This window comes from Ferruginibacter sp. (genome assembly GCF_014377975.1).
Lineage (GTDB): Bacteria > Bacteroidota > Bacteroidia > Chitinophagales > Chitinophagaceae > Ferruginibacter.
In genome coordinates this window covers 1-21,676 of record NZ_JACMOO010000065.1, presented here as the reverse complement: position 1 = coordinate 21,676, position 21,676 = coordinate 1, and the positions used below count along the sequence as shown (strand labels likewise).

Below are 21,676 nucleotides of genomic sequence, written 5' to 3'. Positions count from 1 at the left end.
TTTATGTTACCAAAAGCATGCCTTAAAATTTACAGACTTAACATTTGCTGGTAAGCATTTTAGATAGATAAAAATTTTAACAGCTCTTGAAACCTACCGGAACCTTCTTTCCAATTTCGTAAATTTTAAAGATAGATAGCCATTACTTTTGTATCTAATTTAATTTTGACAAAAAAAATAAACATAGCATTAGTAGGTAATCCCAACAGCGGTAAAAGTTCATTGTTCAATGTATTAACAGGGTTAAACCAAAAAGTGGGTAATTTTCCCGGTGTTACAGTTGATAAAAAAACAGGGCAATGTACCATTTCTGAAACGCTTTCTGCAACCCTGATTGATTTGCCAGGAACCTATAGCTTGTATCCCAAACGGGCGGATGAATGGGTAGCTTATAAAGTTTTATTACAGCAGGACGAAGATATAAAACCTGATATGGTTTTATTAGTTGCAGATGCCAGCAATCTGAAGCGTAACCTGTTATTTTGCACACAAATCATCGACCTCAAAGTGCCGGTGGTACTGGCGCTTAGCATGATGGACCTTGCAGGAAATAAAGGAACCCAGATTGATATACCTGGCCTTGAAAGAGAACTGGGCGTACCCGTTGTAAGCATCAATCCCAGAAAAGGAAAAGGCATACCGCAATTAAAAAAAATTATTGATCAAACCGCAGCCAAAAATAATGCTGCACCAAGGGAGTTCATCCACAACTTTGGTCTTTCAGAAAATCCGGTGGCCGCGGTAAAAAAATTATATCCTTTCATCAGCGACTACACTGCGTTGCATTACCTCATTAATCATCAGCATTTTAAACTTGGTGCTTCAATGCAGGATAAAATTGAAGCCATTGAAACAGAAAATAATTTTAATGCCACCCGAACACAGGCCGAAGAAATAATGCAGCGTTACAGCCGCATTAAGCAAATTATGCAGGGTACGGTTGTGGAAAATGACCCGTTAAAAAAAGTATTGTTTACCGAAAAGCTCGACAATATTTTACTGGACAGAAAATGGGGTTATCTTATTTTAGTGGCAGTATTATTCCTGTTATTTCAAAGTGTGTTCTGGGTAGCGCATTATCCCATGGATGCCATTGAGTGGATCTTCGGTCAGCTAAGCGGTTTCCTGAGCAGCAATCTGCCCACAGTGTGGTGGAGCGACCTGCTTGTGAATGGTGTGCTGGCGGGTCTTAGCGGCATTATGGTTTTTATCCCGCAGATAATGATATTATTTGGACTTATAACATTGCTGGAAGATACGGGTTACATGGCAAGGATCAGCTTTTTAACAGATAAGCTGATGCGCAAAGTGGGGCTGAATGGAAAAAGCGTAATGCCCATGATCAGCGGCCTGGCATGTGCCGTTCCCGCCATCATGAGTGCAAGAAATATTGAAAACCGAAAAGAACGTCTACTCACCATTATGGTTACGCCTTTAATGAGTTGTAGCGCCAGGTTGCCCGTGTACACTATTTTAATTGCATTGGTTATTCCTTCAAAATTATATTTTGGTTTTTTAAGTGTGCAGGGCTTGGTTATGATGGGGCTGTATTTGCTGGGTACGGTAATGGCACTCATTGTAGCCTGGGTAATGAAGTGGTTTATAAAACTTACAGAGAAAAGTTTTTTTATTTTAGAGCTGCCTGTTTACCGGGCACCCCGGTGGAAGAATGCGCTTACCACCATGATAGAAAAAGCAAAAATATTTGTGTTCCAGGCTGGCAAAATTATTATGGTCATCAGCCTTTTATTGTGGGTGCTAAGCACATTTGGCCCGGCAAAAAATATGGCGGCCGTTACCACAAAGTATCAACTGTTGGTGCAGCAAAATCCACAGCAGGAAACCGAATTAAACCGGGAACGTAAAACAGCATTGCTGGAAAATTCTTTTGCCGGTACATTGGGTAAATACATAGAGCCAGTCATTCGCCCGCTCGGGTACGACTGGAAAATTGGTATCGCATTGATTGTGTCTTTTGCAGCAAGGGAAGTATTTGTGGGCACAATGGCTACGTTATATAGTGTGGGCGAAGATGCCAGTGACAACAGCAGTACTTTACGCCAAAAAATGAATGCTGCCGTACGGTCCGATGGAACCAAAGTATACAACCTCGCTACAGGTTTATCGCTGCTGGTATTTTATGTTTTGGCTATGCAATGTATGAGTACGTTGGCGGTAGTAAAAAGAGAAACCCGTAGCTGGAAATGGCCACTCATTCAATTGGTTTATATGACGGGGCTGGCCTATTTATTAAGCTGGGGGATATATAATATTTTTGTATAAATGCCTGTGAAATAATTTATTTTTTACAAAACTTTAATTGCCTGCTGTTCACAAAACCGGTTTACGTCAGCATATTTCAATTTACTGCTCAAAGTATTTCAGCAGTGATACTGATAAAAGTTCAGTTTTATTTGAAGGATAAATAATTTATACATCTTTTCTGATAATGATTTAGGCAACATTTTATAATTTCCTGCTGGGGGCAACTGTTTTTTTCTATTCCTTCAATAATTCTTTTACTATTTTAATGGGTTTAGTTTTAGCCTGTACCGTAATTATTAATTCCTGCTTTAATTTTATTTTAAGTAAATATTTTTGATTTATGCTGCTTAATTTTCTATTACTCTCTTAAGCGATGGGTACTCTATCGCCACTTATCAACCTTATTTTACCTATTATCATTTTTCAAATAAAAATTTAAAAAATAAATTTCCCGTTAAAACCATACCTATACTGGATTTTAGCCGATCATGCATTATTAGTTACCACCAGCTACTAAAAAATAAATGGTACTATGTGTTGTATAGTACTATAATTTTTATATCTTTGATTTATAAAGGCGAGAGGCAGTAAAAATACAAGTGCAATTCCGGAAAAACTTGTAAATAGCAAATCCAATAAGCTTACCAAATTGAATTTTAAAAATTGAAGTCATGAACATTGATAACACAGCCAGCCAGATGCGGAAAGGAGTTTTGGAGTTTTGTATTCTTTCGGTAATCAAACAGGGAGAGGCTTATCCATCAGATATTATTGATAAGATGAAAACAGCCAACCTGAACATCTTTGAAGGAACATTGTACCCGCTGCTAACCAGGTTAAAAAATGCAGAGTTTCTTACATACCGCTGGGTAGAAAGTAACAGTGGCCCGCCACGGAAATATTTTTCCCTCACCGAAAAAGGAGATGCGTTTTACAAAGAACTGGAAGCCACCTGGAACGAACTGGCTAACGCTGTAAAAGCACTTTCAGAAGCCGAACAACAACATACCAGCAACACCAACTTCAACAACCCGGAACAAAAGTAAGGTACTATTTTTTGCTGCGGATTGAATCAACTAACGAATACGAAATACAATTAACCATGAAACAAGTAATAAATATCAACTTCCACGGACAAGTAGTGCCGATAGAAGTGTCTGCATTTGACTTGCTTAAAAAATATACCGCCAGCCTGAATACTTATTTTGCAAACGAAGAAGGCAAGGAAGAAATTATCAATGATATTGAAAGCCGTATTGCAGAATTATTTCAGGAAAGATTAAAAAAAGGAGTTACCTGCATTACCGATGAAGATGTAAACGCCATCATTAAAAGTATGGGCAGACCGGAAGAATTTGAAGGGGAAGACAGTACTGCCTACACGCAAAGTTCTACCGCTTCTTCATCATCTGCCGGACAGCAACAATACCAGCAAGCCGCCGCCACTGCTGCACTTAAAAGATTGTACCGGGATGAAAACGATAAAATTTTTGGCGGTGTTTGTTCTGGCCTGGCCAATTATTTTGGGGTGGATGTCGTAATTGTAAGAATCATTTTTGTGGTACTGGCCATTTCATTTGGATTTGGTTTAATTCCCTATATTATTTTATGGATCGCTGTACCCAGCAGTGCCACCAAAGTAATTGGTGGCACCCGCAAAAGACTATTCCGTGATCCTGACGATAAAAAAATAGCAGGTGTTTGCGGTGGTATCGGTAATTATTTCGGCATTAGTCCGTGGATACCAAGGATATTATTTCTATTGCCTTTTTTAACTTTTGTTTTTCACTGGAGCCACTGGGGTTTTATGGATTTCTCCAATTTTCTCACACTAGGGTTTAGCCCGGGTGCCCTAATCATATACATTATTTTGTGGCTGGTAATACCAGAAGCCGGCAACACCGCCGAAAAACTTGAAATGAAAGGAGAAAAAGTAGATTTGAATTCGATCAAAAATTCTGTTGTGGAAGAAATGAAAGGCGTGCAGCAAAGAGCAGAAAAATTAGGACAAGAGGTCAGGACTTTTGCAGAAGAAAAAGGAAAAACTATGGGTGCAGAGATGAGTACAGTGGCTAAAAGAAGTAGCCGGTCCCTGGGTGATATCATTGTATTTATTGTAAAGGCCTTTGCTTATTTTATTATTGGTTGTTTTGGTTTTGCCTTTGTAGCAGCCTTGTTCGCTTTTGCTGTTGCATCTATCGGTGTATTTCCTTTAAAGGATTTTTTATTAACAGATGGCTGGCAAAATTATTTGGCCTGGGGCACGTTGATATTTTTTATAGCCGTACCCGTAATTGGTATCATCACCTGGGTTATACGCCGCCTGGCAAAAATGAAGAGCAACCGAAAACTATTGCGCTTTACTTTTATTAGTCTTTATATTATTGGATGGGCTTGTTTTATATTTTTACTGGCATCTGTTACAAGTGATTTTAAAAGTACCAATAATATTATTGAACAGGATATTACTTTAAGCAATCCGTCCGTTGCCAAACTTGAGATATCCAATAATTCGCCCCTTAAAAAATATTACCGCAACAACTGGTTAACGTTTGAACCTTTTCAAAACCTGGATGATGATACTGTTTTTGTTGAAAATGTTTCAATTAAAATCATCAAATCAACCAACGATAGCTTTAGGGTAACCCTGATTAAAATGGCCAACGGCAATACGAGACGTTCTGCAGATACGCTGGCAAGACTCATGTCATTTAATGTTACCCAAAGAGATTCTTTACTGTTGCTTGATAAAGGTATTGCCATTACTAAAGAAGATAAATTTCGTAACCAGCGGGTAATAATTACTGTGTATATTCCTGTTGGTAAACAGGTAAGGGTTAATAAAAATGTAGGATGGAACAACAGTATTCACTTTAGCGGACCGTGGAATGACCACAATAATGACCTTGATATTGATGATGAAGAAAGAGGATGGCAACCAGATGTAAACTATGTTATGCGGGCAGATGGCTTGTATACTTTAAATGGCAAACCAGCAGATGAATGGAAGAATGGAGACAGAAATAACCGCAAAGGCGATAACGGTGACAATGAGGAAGATACTACCAAAAAGATTGATAACAAAGGTGGTGGTTACCGCTACAACAGTGTACAAAAAATAGATTCTTTAAAAACAGACCTAAAAAAAATTCAGCAACAATACAAAGATTCTTTACTGAAAGAACAGAATGATATGAGAAAAAAACAGGAAGAGAACCAGAAGAAGCTGGAAAAATTAAATGTAACCAAAAGCGAAGCTGAATCGACCGGTGATTCATTGTTACAATCGTACAGTCCGGTGGCAAGCATTGGATTAATATAGTTTCAATAGTTGAGTTGAAGTGGAACAAACACAGGTCCTGCCGTTATTGGCGGGATTTTGTGTTCTTGCACTTCTGAAGAAAAAAAGTGATCAATGACACCGCTTTCACTGCGCTTTAATAAAAGCTCCCAATAGGTATGCAGTAAAAGAGGGCGATGCAAGGATGCTCCACATTGCTTCTTTGCCCGGACAATAATTTTTTATTTGCAGCAACAGTTACTCTATTTTTGCGGCTATAATTTTTTTATTAAAAATATAAAATGAAAACTACGCCTTTTACAGAAAAGCACATAGCACTGGGTGCAAAAATGGCTGAATTTGCAGGCTATAATATGCCCATCAGTTACAGCGGTATTAATGATGAACACGCCACGGTACGCAACAATGCAGGGGTTTTTGATGTAAGCCATATGGGCGAATTTATTTTAAAAGGCAACGATGCATTGGAACTGGTTCAGCGTTTAACCAGTAATGACGCGGCTAAATTAACTGCTGGCCAGGCGCAATACAGTTGCCTGCCCAATAATAAAGGCGGTATTGTTGATGACCTGCTGGTGTATTGCATGGAAGAAAACAAAGTGTACATGCTGGTGGTAAATGCCGGCAATATTGATAAAGACTGGAAATGGATCAGCGATCACAATGATAGGGAAGTGGAGATGAACAACATTTCTGATAAAACCTGTTTGCTTGCAATACAAGGTCCTAATGCCAGTAGAATTTTGCAGTCGCTTACTGATAAGGATATACTGAATTTAAAATACTACACATTTGTAAGGGGTACTTTTGCTGGTGTTGACAATGTACTGATCAGCGCAACGGGTTATACCGGTGCAGGGGGCATAGAAATTTATTTTGAGGATAAGGGGGAGGATGCTGAAAAAATATGGCAGGCTATTTTTGCTGCGGGTGCAGCACAGGGTATAAAGCCAATTGGCCTGGGAGCAAGGGACACACTTAGATTGGAAATGGGTTTTTGTTTATACGGCAATGATATTGATGACACCACGTCGCCATTGGAAGCAGGGCTTGGATGGATTACAAAATTCACCAAGGATTTTACCTCAAAAGATATATTTGAAAAGCAAAAAGCCAAAGGTGTTTCAAAAAAATTAGTAGGGTTTGAAATGCTGGAAAAAGGTATTGCCCGGCATGATTATGTAATAAAGAATTTTGAAGGATCCATCATTGGTAATGTAACTTCCGGAACACAATCTCCTTCGTTGGGTAAGGCCATTGGCATGGGTTATGTTGATAGTAAGTATGCTGCCATTGGTAAAGAAATTTACATCAGTATCCGCAATACTTTACTAAAAGCAAAAGTGGTTAAAATACCTTTTGCATAATGGAGTGTACGGCTTTTAAAACGGTTCTGTTTGTAAAAAAAAATAGGAGATTACCTGCAATATTTTCCGGAGGATGTTATTGTGGGCCAGGGTTTTTAATGTACTGTAAAGCCATACAAAATTTCTTACCTTCAACCTTATATTTATACTTCAAATGGCCCATATTCATTTAACCACTTTTATAAAAGCGCCTTCCAAAAGGGTTTTCGATTTAAGCCGCAGCATCAGCATGCATAAAAAATCGATGGCGCATACCAATGAAACGGCCATCGCAGGCACTACACATGGCCTCATAAACAAAGGCGAAACGGTAACCTGGCAGGCAAAACATTTTTTTAAAATCAGGCAGTTTACTGTTGCCATTACCCAAATGGAAACACCGCTAATGTTTGAAGATGAAATGACCAGGGGAGATTTTAAAAGCTTTATTCACCAGCATCATTTTAAACAGGTTGATAATGGCACCATCATGATTGATATAGTTGATTTTGAAAGCCCCTATGGCAAACTCGGAAAAGCAGCGAACACACTGTTTTTGAAACGATACATGGAAAAACTGCTGGGTAAAAGAAATCAGTTAATGAAAGAATATGCCGAAAGTGAAAAGTGGAAGGCGATATTAAATTAAATTTGCAGGAATGAACCCAGTAAAACCCTCCATACATACTTCTCTGTCTCCTGCCTTGCTGCACCTGTATGATGTAAGCAACAGCATAGTTGTAATCATTGATGTATTAAGAGCTACTTCAACAATTGCCACCGTTTTGTACAATGGCGCCAAGTGTATTATTCCGGTAGATAGTGTGGCAGCATGTATACGGATTGGTAAACAAATTGAAGGAATTACTGCAGGCGAAAGAGATGGAAAAGTAGCAGAAGGTTTATCATACGGCAACTCGCCATTTGAATACCCCCGGGAATTTGTAAGCGGTAAAACCCTGGTGCTTACCACCACCAATGGTACTAAATTATTGCACATGGCATTGGAGAAAGGCGCAAAAAAAATCATCACAGGTTCATTTGGTAATTTATCTGCCGTATGCGATTATTTGATTGAACAAAAGCGCCATGTAATTTTAGGTTGTGCCGCGTGGAAAGATAGAGTAAATATTGAGGATACTTTATTTGCCGGTGCCGTAATTAGCCGGATAAAGGAACATTTTACTATTAATTGCGATGCTTCGCAAATGGCTGAAACAATGTACAAAGATGCCAGAAAAGATTTGTTTGAATTTTTAAAAAACAAGCATGCATCCCATTATCTCCGCCTTTCAAAATTTGGGCTCGAAAAAGATATCCGTTATTGCCTTACTGAAGATGCTGCCAATGTTTTATGCGTTTATGAAGGCGGAAAATTAGTGATTGGCACACAGGGAGAACGCGTTTAGACATGCTCTTTTTAGTTTTAATGAATGCTAAATACTGATTCGCACATAAACTTCCGTTATCCTTTCCTCCTTTCTTTATTTTTCTTTACTTTTGCAAATTGCCTTTTCGAAAATATGTATTTTATACAGCGCTTTCAGTAAACCGGTTGTGGCAGGGTTTAAAAATGCGTTCAAAAAATACAGGCTGGTAATCAAAAAAATTGTATGGCCCTTTCACATCTTATTAAATACGTTTACAATACCGGATCAGACGAAGTGATACGACGTGGAAAAAAAATTCATGCCATTGGGTATGTTGAAATGGTGGAGCATGATGAATTGATGAATAGTATTGTGTTTAGGGTAAAAGATGATACCTACAGTACTTTTTATAAAGTGGCTGTAGAAAAATACAACGATCCTCAGGCTCTCTCTCTCAGGTGTGGTTGCCCGTATAATTTAGGCGATATCTGCCGCCATGAAGTAGCGGCACTTTTTAAATTACAGGAACTGATAGATAAAAATTTATTAGGTTCATCCAACCTGCAATATAGCCAGTTGCATACTGTAGCAAAAATGAAAAACATTGAGCTAAAGGTTATCAGGGTATTGTCATCTCCCGAAATTCTGGAAGCCGCCGAAACAAGTGTTTTAACTAATAAGGCAAAAATTATTGTAGCCGCCAACGAACGCATAGAAGCAGAACTGGATTATGAAGGACAGACTTATCCGTTGGTAATTCAAAAAAATGACGAGCGTAATTTTGATACTTCCTGTAAATGTGATGAAACAGCACACCCACTTTGTGTACATAAAATCATTTTATTTTTACAACTGTTGCAAACCTATGGACCGTATTATTTTGATTCCATCCGTAACTGGGACAAAGAAAAAAATAAATTACTACAGATATATGGCTACAATTTAACCGATGACCTGAACGGAAAATTTGAATTTGTTTATAAAGACGGTAAACCATTTTTAAAAGTATTAGATACCAATATAAAAAGAGTGGCTGCTGTTGCACCGGTTGAAAGGCCATCGTATATGCATGAAGCGCCCAGGGTACAGCCGGAAGTGGCAACTATTGAGGTTCCTGTAAAAAAACTGGGTCTAATCTTTAATTTTAATACTACCACCTATCCGGGGTTTTTAGTAGATGCCGTACAGGGAGAAGCAGATGATGACAATAAAAAACTATTGGGTAAGATTGAAAAACTGGATCTTACAAAATATGTAAATACCGAATTGTTTACTGAAGAAGATAAAATGCTATTGCAGCAAATTAGAAAACTACAGGCTGCGGAAATAAATAAATACCTCAATAGAAACTCGCCTTTCAGCGGCATTTGGGAAAATATTATACAAACCGACGGGGACGAATTTCCGGAAGAAACAAAGTTGCTGATAACAGAATATCTTCAGCCAAAACTGAAGAAATTATTTGAAGAGCAACGGGACAATCCTTTTGTTTATTATCTGCCACAAAACAAAGCTTTTAAAACAGATAATCTGCTTGAAGTAGCATTAAGCGACCGTTTTATAGAACCGCAATTTAAGATAGTTGCCAAAGAAGATTATTTTGAATTACAGTGTCGTTTTAATATTAACGGAGCAGCCCAGCCTGTTACCGGAAATGAATGCAATAACAGCCTGTTGTTTTTATACAACCATATTTTTTACCTGTGGCAAAAGGCAGAGGATGTATTGCAGGCAGAAAAATTTATAAAGAACGGTAATATCAAACTCAGTAAAGAAAATTGGGCGGCTCAAATGCAAAAGACCATTATGCCTTTAACAAAAGAGTATAAGGTTGAGTTTGACAAATCGCTGGTGAAAGAAATTAGGAGTGGCGAGCCGGAAGTAAAGCTGATGTTGCAGGAAAAAGGGGAATACCTGGTTTTTCAACCCATTTTTACTTATCAGGGATTTGAAACCCGCCCCAGTGATAAAGAAACCATTACCATCCCCGACGGGGATAAGATATTAATTGTTCACCGCAATAAGGAAGCAGAACAACGTTTTACAGATACATTGTCTTCGCTGCATTCTCAGTTTATTCAGCCGCAGGAAGGCAATAGCCTGATTTTAAAAGGAGCCGATGTTTTACGTAATAACTGGTTCTTTTTATTTGTAGATGCCATGAAGGAATCTAAAGTGCCGGTATTTGGTTTTGAGGCGCTCAGAAATTTCCGGTTTAATACTGCCAGGCCATCTACGCACATTCATGTTAGCAGCGGGCTGGATTGGTTTGATGCAAAAGTTGAAATTGATTTTGAAGGCCAGCGGATAGGTATCAACGATATTAAAAAAGCATTGGCCGCCAGGCAATCTTTTGTACAACTTGCCGATGGCACGCTGGGTATTTTACCGGATGAATGGCTGAAAAGATATTCGTTGTTGTTTAAAGTGGGCGATGGTAAAAATGATAAGCTCCGTTTATCAAAATACCACATGAGTGTGATTGATGAATTGTATGAAAACAGGGACGCCACGGAATTAAGTTTTGCCCTTGATGAAAAATTTCAACGGTTAAGAGAGTACAAGCAAATTCCTGAAATACCAGCTCCTGTTGAATTACAAGCTGTTTTAAGGCCTTATCAAACTGCGGGTTACCAATGGCTCAATTATTTAAATGAAGTGGGCTGGGGGGGCATATTAGCAGATGACATGGGGCTGGGTAAAACAGTACAGGCGCTCACCATGCTGCAACATTATAAAACCCAGGAAGCGGGTTTAAAAGCAATAGTGATTTGCCCTACCACGCTGATCTATAACTGGGAGAATGAAATAAAAAAATTCACACCTGAACTAACCTGGCGTATTCATCATGGCAGTATGCGTACCAGGGATGCAGCAGAATTACAAAAAGTAAATGTAGTGATTACTACATATGGTACCTTAAGGAGCGATATACAAACACTGATGAAAATTTTGTTTGATTATGTGGTGCTGGATGAAAGCCAGGCCATTAAAAACCCTTCATCAAAAGTTACTAAAGCCGCCTGCCTGTTAACTGCTAAAAACCGTTTGTGCATGAGTGGTACGCCGCTTCAAAACAATACGTTTGATATTTTTGCCCAGATGAATTTTCTAAACCCCGGCTTACTGGGCAGTATGGATTTTTTCCGCAATGAATTTGCCACACCCATTGATAAATTCGGTGAGCAGGAGCAAAAGGACCACCTGCGCAAATTATTATATCCTTTTATTTTAAGACGTACCAAAGAGCAGGTTGCTAAAGACCTGCCCGAAAAAACAGAAACTATACTTTTTTGTGAAATGGAAAAAGAGCAGCGTAAAATTTATGATGCTTACCGGAACAGTTACCGCGATAAAATAATGGGGGTTATTGATCAGCAGGGCATCGACAAATCTCAGCTCACCATTTTGCAGGGGCTGATGAAATTGCGCCAGATATGCGATAGCCCGGCTATTTTGAATGAGGAAGACAAGTATCCAAACCATTCTATCAAGCTCGATGAATTGACAAGAGAGATTTTTGAAAATATCGGCGAACATAAAGCCCTCGTATTTTCGCAGTTTTTGGGAATGCTGGCATTGATAAGGGAAAAGCTGACAGAACAAGGCATTCCGTATGAATATTTTGATGGCAGTACCAGTATTACCGACCGGCAAAAAGCAATTGATAACTTCCAGAACAATGATACCTGCAGGGTATTCCTTATTTCTTTAAAAGCGGGCGGTGTGGGCTTAAACTTAACGGCTGCGGACTATGTGTACATTGTTGATCCGTGGTGGAATCCGGCGGTAGAACAACAGGCGATTGACCGTACACACCGCATAGGGCAAACTAAAAATATTTTTGCCTACCGAATGATTTGTATCGATACAATCGAGGATAAAATTCTGCAGTTGCAGGAGCGCAAACGCAAACTGGCAAGCGAACTGATTTCTGATGATGTTAATTTTGTAAAAGCACTTAGTAAGGCAGATGTGGAGTATTTGTTCAGCTAAGCAAAATGACAATCTCTATCCAGTAATAAAATTAGTTTTATCAGGAGGCAATGAAGTTTTTTAGCCTTGAAAATTCAGTTTTTGATTCTGAAGTGAAAACACTTTTAATCGCATTGCAAAAAAATTTTACAATAAAAGGCATTTGGCAGGACTGGAGTTGGTTGGGATTTTTCATATTATTAGATGTTAAGATGTAAAGCTAAAAAACTTCACGAAACTGATCAAGAGTGGTTCTTCGTAATTTTCGGAGTAGTATTTTCCGAAGTTTATCCACAGCTTGTTAATAACACTTTTTATAAAAATTCAGGCCTAAAATAAAAAATCAACTTGGCTGGTACCTTTATTCGTTGGTTTTATTTTACAATACAGAAACAGTTTCCTTTTCCCGTTGATTTTTATAGAACAATAAAAGGCCAATGGCTCCGGCGGTTACGCAAATATCTGCAACATTAAAAACGCCTGTTCTTATATTTTCAAAACCTACGTTCATAAAGTCGGTTACATGCCGGTCAAATAAAATTCTATCAATAATATTTCCGATCCCGCCCGAAAATAAAAGCGCAAGGAAAAAAACTTTCATGGTGTTCATTTTTTGAGCGTTTTTTAAGGTGTAGACAAAAAGAACCAACAAAAAAATCAGCGGTAAAATGCTCAGCAGCCAAAAGCTGGTTTTTACGGAAAGGTTATCACCAAGACTTAATGCCGCACCTGTATTTTCAACATATTCCAGTCTTACCGTATCATGTAAATAAGAAAACGTTTCCTTATTTTTCAGGTGTTCTTTGGCTATGTCTTTTGTTATTCTGTCGCAACTGATAAAGGCAAAGCAGGTGATGCAAAAGAGTAATATTTTAACCTTCTTATTCATTCGATATTATATAAGAGATCAGTCAATTTTGTTTTATGAAGATGAGTGCAAAGTTTCTCACAACAACCCAGTTCATCTTTTAATTGCCTAAATAATTATAAAGGTATTCAACGATATAAAGGCTGCATTAGTAATATTGCGGCGCCAACCCACATTTTTTATTTTTTAGCTACTTCAGCAAAATAAATAAAACGTAAAAAAAAGTGTACCATGGATACACTCATTAATTTTTACTATTAAAAAATATTTTAACTGTTGCCTGTAGTCCGCAGTACCAAAAAAAAATACCGGCTACAATACCAATCATTTTAAAACGGCGCTATCATTTTACAGTAACAAAATAGTCAGTAATAATTTTTATTGTGCGGTGTGATAGTTATCAATAGTCAATAACCTGTTCTTCCATCACCACAGGCATTTTTCTGAATTCATATTGCTGATTGCGTAACTGTGGTTCAAACCCTGCTTCCCTTATTGCTTCCTGTATACCCATACTGGTAAAGCGATGTGGGGCGCCGGCAGCGCTTACTACGTTCTCTTCAATCATGATGCTGCCAAAATCATTGGCACCGGCGTTTAAACATATCTGGGCGGTTTTTTTCCCCACGGTAAGCCAGCTGGCTTGTATGTTTTTTACGTTGGGTAACATAATGCGGCTCATAGCAATCATGCGGATATATTCTTCTGCCGTGGTTAAATTATGAACTCCTCTAATTTTAGCCAATAGTGTATCCACATCCTGAAATGTCCACGGAATAAAGGCAATAAAACCCTTCGCATTTTCGGGTTTTCGGCTCTGTACTTCCCTCAACTTTACCAGGTGTTCAAAACGTTCGGCAATGGTTTCTACATGACCAAACATCATAGTAGCGCTGGTGGTAATATTTAGTTTGTGCGCTTCATGCATAATGTCAAGCCATTCCTGGCTGCCACATTTCCCTTTACTGATCAGGCGCCTAACCCTGTCCGTTAGTATTTCTGCCCCTGGTCCGGGTAAACTATCAAGGCCGGCTTCTTTCAGCGCTACCAGTACTTCACGGTGTGTACTTTTTTCCAGTTTTGTAATGTGGGCAACTTCAGGTGGTCCAAGCGTGTGTAACTTAAGATGGGGATACAAGCTTTTTAATTCTTTAAAAAGCTGAACATAATAACTTAAACCAAGGTCGGGATGATGACCACCCTGCAACAATAACTGTTCGCCGCCATAGCGGATGGTTTCATCAATTTTCCTTTTATAGGTTTCAATATCTGTTATATAGGCGTCGCGATGACCGGGGATGCGGTAAAAATTACAAAACTTGCAATTGGCAATACATACATTCGTAGTATTTACATTTCTATCAATAATCCAGGTTACTTTACCATGCGGTACCTGCTTTATTCTTAACTCGTTGGCTATAAACATCAATTCAGTCAATGGAGCATTTTCAAATAAATACACACCTTCGGTAACCGTTAAAAACTCAAAATTGAGCGCTTTTTGATATAACTCGTTTAATTCCATAAAATCTTTTGAATAATAAGAAACAAAATTACGCCCATTAGGTTGTATATTTAGATACAGGCAAAATAATCATGCTTCCCTGTGATCACTGGTACAATACGCCAAATTGATACTGACTGCAAGTTGCCTGGAAATACCAATTTATGAACTTCACCAATACCTTATTATTGGTAAATATTTTTTGAATGTTGAAATTCTTTTGTTTACTGATTCCTGTAATTTTTACTATTAATTGTCAAGCACAGGAATTGCTGACACCAATTTCTAAGGCAAAATATGTTACCAGGTTTCCGTTCACTCAATTTAGTGGTGGGGTAATGGTGGTAAAAGCCTGCATCAACAATATAAAAGACTCACTCAATTTTGTATTGGATACAGGAAGTGGCGGCATTTCGCTGGATTCGGCCACAGCAGTAAGGTTAAACATAGCACTTACTCCATCCGATACCGTAATTACAGGCATGGGAGACAGCCATAAAGTTAGTTTTGCGTTTAATCAAACCCTGCATTTGCCCGGATTAACTATTGAACGGTTAAATTTTCATATAAACGATTATGAAGTTTTAACCAGCGTTTACGGCGAAAAAATCGACGGTATTATCGGGTACAGTTTTTTTAGAAGATACATTGTTAAAATAAATTTCGATAGTTCATTGATAGAGGTATTTAGCCCGGGAGAACTGGAATATCCTAAATATGGCAGTACATTGCATCCCGTTTTTACTACTTTACCTATACTAAATCTTTCCATTAAAGACAAGCGTAAAATAGATTTTAATTTTTATTTTGATACCGGTGCAGGACTTTGTTTTTTAATGAGTGACCGGTTTGCCAACGATAGTGGTATCCTGATGTCTAAACGGAAACCACTGTTAACACAGGCAGAGGGAATGGGCGGCAAAATTCAAATGCGGATGACGGTAATAAAAATGCTACAGGTAGGCCGTTATAAATTCAGGAATGTACCTACTTATCTGTACAGCGATGACTATAATGTAACATCTTACCCCAATGTGGGGGGGTTATTGGGCAATGATTTATTAAGGCGCTTTAACCTGATTATTAATTATCCCAAAAGCGAAATTCATTTGCAGCCCAACAATCATTTTACAGACCAGTTTGATTATTCCTATACTGGTATGGCTACTTATTTTATTGACGGAAATATCCTGGTAGATAATATTATTCCCGGTTCGCCTGCGGAAAAGTCAGGTATTTTAAAAGATGATATTATCGTCGGCGTGAATAATAATTTTAGTAACAATATAATGCAATACAAAGATATTTTGCAAATGGAAAGAGAAAAAATAAAAATAATTATACGCCGCAACGGCGAATTGAAACAACTTTTTATTAAACCAAAAAGTATTTTATAGCAAAAATTTGTACCAAGTGTACTTAACTTTGCCTAATGATTCAATATGAGAAGTTTACCCTTGATAACGGACTGCGGGTACTGGTACACCCCGATACAAGCACTCCCATGGTAGTTGTAAATGTTATTTACGATGTAGGTGCAAAGGACGAAAATCCCGAAAAAACAGGGTTTGCTCATTTGTTTGAACACCTGATGTTTGGCGGAAGCATCAACATTCCCACGTATGATGAACCTTTGCAGGTGGCAGGTGGCGAAAACAATGCTTTTACTACCAACGACCTTACCAATTATTATTGCCAGTTACCGGCCGAAAATATTGAAACCGCTTTTTGGCTGGAAAGCGACCGTATGTTGAGCCTGGCTTTTGATGCAAAAAGTCTGGATGTGCAGCGCAAAGTAGTATGCGAAGAATTTAAAGAACACTATATCAATAAACCTTATGGCGATGTGTGGCATAAAATGCGGGAACTGGCATACAGCAAACATCCTTACCGGTGGATGACTATTGGCAAAGAATTAAAACATGTGGAAGATGCAACCTTGCAGGATGTAAAAGACTTTTTTTATAAGCACTATACACCTGTAAACGCGGTATTGGTGGTGGCAGGCAATGTTACAGCGGATGCAGTAAAAGTGTTAGCGGAAAAATGGTTTGGTCCTATTCCTTCGGGAACAAAATATAACCGCAACCTGCCGGTAGAGCTTCCCCAGACAGCGCCCAGAGCTACAGAAATAAAAGCCAATGTGCCGATAGATGCATTGTATAAATGCTGGCATATCTGCTCCCGCTTGGATGACCGTTACTACGTTACAGACCTGATAACAGAAATATTAAGTGGCGGTGGATCATCCCGTTTATTTCAGGCATTGGTAAAAGAAAAGCAGTTGTTCAGTAATATTGAATGCTCTCATTCCGGCAGTACAGATGCAGGCTTGCTAAGCATAGAAGGTAAACTGGTAAAAGGGGTACAAATGAAAGATGCCGAGGCAGCGTTGATGGAAGAAATTTATATACTGCAGCAAAAAGGCATTACCGAAAAAGAATTACAAAAAGTAAAGAACAAAACAGAAAGCATGCTGGCTTTTGAAGACATGAGTGTAATGAGCCGTGCTACCAACCTGGCCATGTACGAATTGCTGGGTGATGCAGAACTGATCAATACCGAATTGGAGAAATATCAGGCGGTTACAACAGAAGAATTGCTGAATGAAAGCAAGATCATTTTTAATGAAAATAATTGCAACACATTGTATTATTATTCCAATAACTAAATAACAGGTTCCTTTTTTCAGGAACATGAAAAGTATACACATTACATGCTGAACAGAACAACGCCACCCAATATAAAAGATGCCATAGAATTTGATCTTCAATTGAAACCATATAAAAAAATGGTGCTGAACAATGGTGTTGAAGTATATACCATTGATGCCGGTGAACAGGATGTACTGCAAATGGAAATGGTTTTTTATGCGGGTAATAGTTTTGAAAAAAATAACGCGGTAGCAGCAGCCACCAGCTATATGTTGAAAAACGGTACCTCTACAAAAACTGCTTTTGAATTAAATGAGGCCTTTGAATATTATGGCGCTTATTGTAACAGAACCTGCAGGCATGAAACCGCTTCCGTAACACTACATACCTTGTCAAAACATACAGGGGTACTGCTGCCTGTTATAAAAGAAATGATTGCTGATTCAATTTTTTCTGAAGATGAACTGGCGATTTACAAACAAAACAGCAAACAAAAATTATCCGTCAACCTGCAAAAATGCGATTTTGTTGCCAACCGTTTAATTGATGCTTACCTATTTGGCGAAGATCATCCTTATGGTAAATATATTGCAGCAGCCGATTACGATGCATTGACGACGGAACAATTAAAAGATCATTTTAACCAATATTATTTAAACGGCCACTGTGTAATTTTTGTAGCCGGTAAATTGCCGGCCGGTTTATTTGAACTTTTAAATACAGCATTTGGTACACTCGCCTTAAAGCCAGGTGGTAAGCTTATAATAAAAAATATTGCACCCATAACAATAAAAAAACACCGGGTTTCCAACGATCCGGACGGCGTACAGGGCGCTATCAGAATTGCCCGGGATTTCCCGAATCGCCATCACCCCGATTTTATGAAAATGATGGTACTCAATACCGTTTTTGGCGGTTTTTTTGGCTCCAGGTTAATGAGCAATATCCGGGAAGAGAAAGGCTATACTTATGGCATACACAGTTATGTACAAAATCATTTTCAGGATACTACGGCTTTACTGATCAGTACAGAAGCCGGTAAAGATGTTGCGGAAGCAACCGTAGCAGAAATTTATAAAGAAATGGAAATACTGCGGGAAGAACTGATAGATGAAGAAGAACTGTTACTGGTACGCAATTACCTCATCGGAAGTATTCTAGGCGATCTGGACGGGCCTTTTCACATTATTGGTCGCTGGAAAAATATCATCCTGAATAATTTAGATGAGCAATATTTTTATGATTCAATAAAAATGATCAAAACCATCCCTGCCGAGGAGTTGATGGAACTGGCTAATAAATATTTGCAGCCCGAAGCCTTTTATGAATTGATTGTAATTTAGAATTAATCAATAATACCATTATCTTTAAACGATAAGATAAGCATCATGAACTTTTTATATAGAATTCTAATTACCACAGTAAACGTTTTTATACTGGCGGCAATCTTACCTGGAATAGCGATTGTAAACAATAATATTTTTACCGCTGTTATTGTAGCACTGGTGTTGGCTGTACTGGATGCAATTGTAAAACCCCTGCTTATTTTATTAACATTGCCCGCAACAATTTTAACCCTGGGTCTTTTTTTATTCGTTATAAATGCATGCATTATTTTACTGGATGCACATTTTGTTCACGGCTTTAAAGTAGATGGTTTTTGGTACGCCCTTTTATTCAGCGTAGTACTTTCTTTTTTTAACTCTTTTGTACACAAACGGGCCTTTCCAAATACTAAAAAAAGCAACCAGTTTTAATTTTTTATCTTAATTTTTATCCTGGCAAAAATAGCGTTGTGCAGCATAGTTGTGTCACTCACTTTTACTCTTTCAGCTCCAGGGTGCTTCCCTTCAATTTGTAACTCTTTTCTTTATTTGCAGCATTGCTCCTGTAAACTTTGCCAAAGTTTTAAACTTTGGCAAAGTTGTAAAAAACCGACATCCGGCATTTGTATGCAACATCCGTTAACTTCACATCCAGATAAATAAATAAACAAACGGCTATGCAGTTCCATAGAAAAAATTATTCCATCGAAGATCTTACCGGCCTGTATAAAAATCTGTTGCTTCCGCGGATGATTGAAGAAAAAATGCTGGTATTATTGCGGCAAGGGAAAATATCCAAATGGTTCAGCGGCATCGGGCAGGAAGCCATTTCAGTAGGCGTTACCATGGCATTACAACCCGATGAATGGATCATGCCATTACATCGTAACCTGGGCGTTTTTACAGCGAGAAAAATGCCGCTGAATAAATTATTCAAACAATGGCAGGGCAGTAAAGATGGCTATAGTAAAGGCAGGGAAAGAAGTTTTCATTTTGGAAATAAGGAGCATCATATCTGTGGCATGATATCTCATCTTGGTCCGCAAATGGCTATTGCAGACGGCGTTTCATTGGCATATAAACTTAGTGGCAGCGATAAGGTTTCTGTGGCATTTACCGGCGACGGCGGTACCAGCGAAGGAGACTTTCATGAAGCACTGAATGTTGCGGCTGTATGGGACCTTCCCGTAATCTTTATCATTGAAAACAATGGCTATGGTTTAAGTACCCCGGTAAGCGAACAATACCGCTGCTTTAGCCTGGTAGAAAAAGCCCGTGGTTACGGCATGGAAGGCATACAGATAGACGGTAACAATATCCTGGAAGTATACGATACCATCAAAGGGATTAGGGAATATTGCATCACCAATCAAAAGCCTTATTTAATTGAATGCATGACCTTCAGAATGCGCGGGCACGAAGAAGCCAGCGGCACCAAATATGTGCCGCCCCATTTATTCGATTTGTGGCAACAAAAAGATCCCATCAAAAATTATGAAAACTATTTGCTGGAGCAGGATATATTGACTGATCAGGCCATTGCCGACATACGCAATGAATGCAGGGAATACATAGAAGCGGAATTAAAAACCGGCTACGAATCTGCACCCATTGTACCCGATACAGATGAAGAGCTGGAAGATATTTATGCATACCCCAAAAAGAAAGCCGTTTACTTTACACCGCACCCAGGCAAAGCCTATCCTGAAAAACGTTTTATAGATGGAATAAAAGAAGGCCTCTATCAATCCATGCAGCAACATGATACCCTTGTTTTAATGGGACAGGACATTGCTGAATATGGCGGTGCCTTTAAAATAACGGAGGGCTTTGTTGAAAAATTTGGTAAAGAAAGAGTGCGCAACACACCCATTTGCGAAAGTGCCATTGTGGGTGCTGCCCTCGGTTTATCAATGGAAGGATATAAGGCCATGATGGAAATGCAGTTTGCAGATTTTGCAGCGGTGGGCTTTAACCAGATCATCAATAACCTGGCAAAAATTCATTACCGATGGGGGCAAAATGCAGATGTGGTCATTCGTATGCCAACAGGCGGCGGGGTAGGCGCAGGTCCTTTTCATAGCCAGAGCAACGAAGCATGGTTTGTACATACACCCGGTTTAAAAGTAGTGTATCCTTCCACCCCAATGGATGCCAAAGGCTTACTAATTGCAGCCATCAACGATCCCAACCCGGTATTATTTTTTGAGCACAAAGCATTGTACCGAAGCATCAGCGGACCGGTGCCGGAAGAATATTTTGAAATTGAAATTGGTAAGGCAAGGCTGGTACAAGCCGGCACCGACCTGAGCATTATTACGTATGGTGCAGGCGTACACTGGGTCACGCAATACGCAAAAGATCACCCAGCTATCTCAATTTATATTCTTGATCTGCGTACCTTATTACCACTGGATTATGAAGCCATCAAAACAGCGGTAAAGGCAACAGGTAAAGTGTTATTGTTGCATGAGGATACATTAACCGGTGGCATCGGTGGCGAAATTGCGGCCTGGATTGCAGAAAATTGTTTTGAACTACTTGATGCTCCCATCATGCGTTGTGCAAGTATTGACAGCCCGATACCTTTTAATATTGAGCTGGAAAAAAACTTTATGGCCTATAGCCGGTTGCATGAATGTTTGGAGAAGTTGATGAATTATTAGCGGGGTATATTAATTTAGCGATACGTCGTAAATTGCCCCTGCCTGAAATGCAGACCTCTCTATCAGGATATAAACGGGCGTCACTTTCATCTAACCAGCTCAATGCCGAATTGAATTTTTTTTGTAATCCTTAATCCACTCAGGTAAAAGGGATAAAATAGACCTTAAACATATCCATTTGTTTTATCGTAACTGCCATAACAAAAAGGTATAAAAAAGTAAGGTTTCATGTATGCCGGTTGTTCATTTATTCGGCTCGGTTTCTTTCGCAGTTAGTTTCGTCCTCATTGACAGACGGGTAGCGAAAACCTCGTAAGGGGCGAAGTTATCTGAGCTATACAAGAAGTTATGCCACGACTGAGCATAAGCCAGCTTACAAACAATCGGCAATAACTGTTTGCT

Annotated in this window: 14 protein-coding genes; 12 read left to right on the top strand and 2 right to left on the bottom strand. The window is 38.8% G+C overall.

What is annotated here, in order from left to right:
• Positions 1-165 precede the first annotated feature (165 nt).
• The 7 genes from feoB to H7254_RS04235 all read left to right on the top strand — a co-directional run bounded on the left by feoB (position 166) and on the right by H7254_RS04235 (position 12,278).
• Entirely contained in the window at positions 166-2,283 is a 2,118-nt protein-coding gene (gene feoB / locus H7254_RS04265) for a ferrous iron transport protein B (RefSeq protein ID WP_301931806.1), read from the top strand.
• Between the two features lie 653 nt (positions 2,284-2,936).
• Positions 2,937-3,311, top strand: coding sequence for a PadR family transcriptional regulator (locus H7254_RS04260; protein WP_301931805.1), 375 nt, complete (start codon positions 2,937-2,939; stop codon positions 3,309-3,311).
• A gap of 56 nt (positions 3,312-3,367) precedes the next feature.
• Positions 3,368-5,587: a PspC domain-containing protein gene (locus H7254_RS04255; protein WP_301931804.1), complete on the top strand. Its 2,220-nt coding sequence runs from the start codon at positions 3,368-3,370 to the stop codon at positions 5,585-5,587.
• Between the two features lie 260 nt (positions 5,588-5,847).
• Positions 5,848-6,933 (top strand): glycine cleavage system aminomethyltransferase GcvT, encoded by a 1,086-nt coding sequence (gcvT, locus tag H7254_RS04250; RefSeq protein WP_301931803.1) that lies wholly within the window; start codon positions 5,848-5,850, stop codon positions 6,931-6,933.
• 154 nt (positions 6,934-7,087) lie between these two features.
• Complete coding sequence (locus H7254_RS04245) at positions 7,088-7,561, top strand: SRPBCC family protein (protein ID WP_301931802.1); 474 nt, start codon at positions 7,088-7,090, stop codon at positions 7,559-7,561.
• Positions 7,562-7,571: 10 nt separating this feature from the next.
• Positions 7,572-8,321, top strand: coding sequence for a 2-phosphosulfolactate phosphatase (locus H7254_RS04240; RefSeq protein WP_301931801.1), 750 nt, complete (start codon positions 7,572-7,574; stop codon positions 8,319-8,321).
• A gap of 204 nt (positions 8,322-8,525) precedes the next feature.
• Positions 8,526-12,278, top strand: a complete 3,753-nt coding sequence (locus H7254_RS04235) for a DEAD/DEAH box helicase (protein ID WP_301931800.1) — start codon at positions 8,526-8,528, stop codon at positions 12,276-12,278.
• A gap of 358 nt (positions 12,279-12,636) precedes the next feature.
• On the opposite strand, the gene lspA is transcribed toward H7254_RS04235, so the two are convergent.
• On the bottom strand, positions 12,637-13,146 hold the full coding sequence (lspA, locus tag H7254_RS04230) for a signal peptidase II (RefSeq protein ID WP_301931799.1): 510 nt from the start codon (positions 13,144-13,146) through the stop codon (positions 12,637-12,639).
• Between the two features lie 379 nt (positions 13,147-13,525).
• Positions 13,526-14,650: a cyclic dehypoxanthinyl futalosine synthase gene (mqnC, locus tag H7254_RS04225; RefSeq protein ID WP_301931798.1), complete on the bottom strand. Its 1,125-nt coding sequence runs from the start codon at positions 14,648-14,650 to the stop codon at positions 13,526-13,528.
• 185 nt (positions 14,651-14,835) lie between these two features.
• On the opposite strand from mqnC, the gene H7254_RS04220 reads away from it, so the two are divergent.
• The 5 genes from H7254_RS04220 to H7254_RS04200 all read left to right on the top strand — a co-directional run bounded on the left by H7254_RS04220 (position 14,836) and on the right by H7254_RS04200 (position 21,274).
• On the top strand, positions 14,836-16,026 hold the full coding sequence (locus tag H7254_RS04220; protein WP_301931797.1) for an aspartyl protease family protein: 1,191 nt from the start codon (positions 14,836-14,838) through the stop codon (positions 16,024-16,026).
• 35 nt (positions 16,027-16,061) lie between these two features.
• On the top strand, positions 16,062-17,300 hold the full coding sequence (locus H7254_RS04215; RefSeq protein WP_301931796.1) for a pitrilysin family protein: 1,239 nt from the start codon (positions 16,062-16,064) through the stop codon (positions 17,298-17,300).
• A 45-nt stretch (positions 17,301-17,345) separates the two neighbouring features.
• A complete protein-coding gene (locus H7254_RS04210) occupies positions 17,346-18,626 on the top strand; it encodes a pitrilysin family protein (protein ID WP_301931795.1) in 1,281 nt (426 codons plus the stop codon).
• Positions 18,627-18,671: 45 nt separating this feature from the next.
• Complete coding sequence (locus H7254_RS04205) at positions 18,672-19,040, top strand: phage holin family protein (protein WP_301923495.1); 369 nt, start codon at positions 18,672-18,674, stop codon at positions 19,038-19,040.
• A 245-nt stretch (positions 19,041-19,285) separates the two neighbouring features.
• The gene (locus H7254_RS04200; RefSeq protein ID WP_301931794.1) at positions 19,286-21,274 is read left to right on the top strand and encodes a dehydrogenase E1 component subunit alpha/beta; all 1,989 of its coding nucleotides are present in this window, start codon (positions 19,286-19,288) and stop codon (positions 21,272-21,274) included.
• Positions 21,275-21,676: the final 402 nt, after the last annotated feature.

Excerpts from the sequence above, each read along its gene's own strand:
- H7254_RS04260 (WP_301931805.1), top strand. The coding sequence starts at position 2,937 with ATGAACATTGATAACACAGCCAGCCAGATGCGGAAAGGAGTTTTGGAG.
- H7254_RS04255 (WP_301931804.1), top strand. The coding sequence starts at position 3,368 with ATGAAACAAGTAATAAATATCAACTTCCACGGACAAGTAGTGCCGATA.
- gcvT (WP_301931803.1), top strand. The coding sequence starts at position 5,848 with ATGAAAACTACGCCTTTTACAGAAAAGCACATAGCACTGGGTGCAAAA.
- H7254_RS04245 (WP_301931802.1), top strand. The coding sequence starts at position 7,088 with ATGGCCCATATTCATTTAACCACTTTTATAAAAGCGCCTTCCAAAAGG.
- H7254_RS04240 (WP_301931801.1), top strand. The coding sequence starts at position 7,572 with ATGAACCCAGTAAAACCCTCCATACATACTTCTCTGTCTCCTGCCTTG.
- H7254_RS04235 (WP_301931800.1), top strand. The coding sequence starts at position 8,526 with ATGGCCCTTTCACATCTTATTAAATACGTTTACAATACCGGATCAGAC.
- lspA (WP_301931799.1), bottom strand. The coding sequence starts at position 13,146 with ATGAATAAGAAGGTTAAAATATTACTCTTTTGCATCACCTGCTTTGCC.
- mqnC (WP_301931798.1), bottom strand. The coding sequence starts at position 14,650 with ATGGAATTAAACGAGTTATATCAAAAAGCGCTCAATTTTGAGTTTTTA.
- H7254_RS04220 (WP_301931797.1), top strand. The coding sequence starts at position 14,836 with ATGTTGAAATTCTTTTGTTTACTGATTCCTGTAATTTTTACTATTAAT.
- H7254_RS04215 (WP_301931796.1), top strand. The coding sequence starts at position 16,062 with ATGATTCAATATGAGAAGTTTACCCTTGATAACGGACTGCGGGTACTG.
- H7254_RS04210 (WP_301931795.1), top strand. The coding sequence starts at position 17,346 with ATGCTGAACAGAACAACGCCACCCAATATAAAAGATGCCATAGAATTT.
- H7254_RS04205 (WP_301923495.1), top strand. The coding sequence starts at position 18,672 with ATGAACTTTTTATATAGAATTCTAATTACCACAGTAAACGTTTTTATA.
- H7254_RS04200 (WP_301931794.1), top strand. The coding sequence starts at position 19,286 with ATGCAGTTCCATAGAAAAAATTATTCCATCGAAGATCTTACCGGCCTG.